The sequence below is a fragment of the Teichococcus wenyumeiae genome (genome assembly GCF_003696345.1).
Taxonomy (GTDB): Bacteria; Pseudomonadota; Alphaproteobacteria; order Acetobacterales; family Acetobacteraceae; genus Pseudoroseomonas; species Pseudoroseomonas wenyumeiae.
This window is the reverse complement of the sequence record NZ_RFLX01000138.1, coordinates 1-1,325: the sequence shown is the minus strand read 5'-3', so window position 1 is coordinate 1,325 and position 1,325 is coordinate 1. Positions and strand designations below refer to the sequence as shown.

The window sequence follows — 1,325 nt, the reverse complement described above, 5'->3', positions numbered from 1 at the left end:
GGGAAAAGGTGATCGATGTCGAGGCTGTCCTGGGCCAGGGCTCTGCCGGTCCAGACACAGTGCAGCGGCCGCGCCTGCAACTGCCGCAGCGCGATGCGGCGGGGCAGGGCGACATCGCGCTCCGGCTCCGACCAAACCATCGCCTGCGCCGCCTGCCCCTGATCCAGCGCCTGTCCCATGCGCCGCGCATAGTCGGCCATCAGCCGGGTCCATTCGGCCACCAGCGCCGGCTCCACCCAGGCGGAGAAGCGCTGCAGCGCCCGCCACAGGTGCAGCGGCACCCGCAAGGTGCCGAAGCTCTGCAGGTAGGCGGCATCGATCAGCAGCGCGCCCGGGGCAGCTCCAGGCCTGCCTCGCTCCACCGGCAGGATCGGCCCGCCGTTGGGGTAGGTCATGTAGGTCGCCGGCATCACCGTGATCGTCTTGGCGGCCTCTTTCAGCGCAGCATGCAGCGCCTGCGCCGCCGCGCCGCTGAGGCGGCTGCCGATCCGCAGGTCTGCCACGGTGGCAGCCCCCGCCAGCAGGGCGCGAAAGCCAGGACCGGCAAAGCCCAGTCCATCAGGCCCCTGGTTGCCCGGCCCCTGTGGCAGGCCGGCACGGACCAAGGGCAGGTAGAGCCGCAGCCAGTGCAGCGCGATCAGGCCCAGCGGCAGCACCACCTCAGCGTCACCGGCGGGCTGCGCCAAGCCGGCCGCGCCATCGGCGGCGCGGCAGAGGGCGCGCAGCAGACCGAGCTTGTAGCTGGACTGCTTTTGGTCATTCAGGATGACGTGCCGCAGCAGGGGCAGGGCGCCGGTGCCGTCATCCAGCAACCGCAGTGCCACCGAGGTCCAGGACACCTCGGGCCGCCCCAGGCTGTCCAGGGCATCCGCGCGCCGGATCACCGCCAAGCCGTGATCCCGCGCCAGCCCCTCGATCTCCCCCAGCGACACCGGGTGCATGCCGCGCCCGGGTTCGGCTGGGCCATGCCGCAGGGTCAGGGCCAGCAGGCCGCCGGGCTTCAGCAGCGAGACCAGCTTGCGAAAGGCCCGCGGACGGTGGCTGGGATGCAGGTGCTGCCAGACGGCACTGACCAGGATCACCTCGAAGCTGAGGCCGGTGCGCAGCAGGCCGCCCAGCTCGGGCAGGGCATCAGAGACCCAGCGGATGCGTGGCTCCGGGTGGCGCCGCATGCCCTCGGTCCGCATGGCGTTTGCCGGCTCGGCCGCCACCACGTCGTGCCCCAGCCCCGCTAGCCAGGCGGCGTCGCGGCCACTGCCAGCGCCGACATCCAGCACCGCGGCGGGGCTGCTGGGCAGCAGGTCCTGCAGCCAGGTGTGCAAGGT

Annotated in this window: 1 protein-coding gene; it reads right to left on the bottom strand. The window is 72.5% G+C overall.

Annotated features, from left to right (window positions below):
- Window positions 1–1,325, bottom strand: a 1,325-nt coding sequence (locus EBE87_RS30435) for a class I SAM-dependent methyltransferase (RefSeq protein ID WP_147465070.1), incomplete at both ends; no start/stop codon positions are given.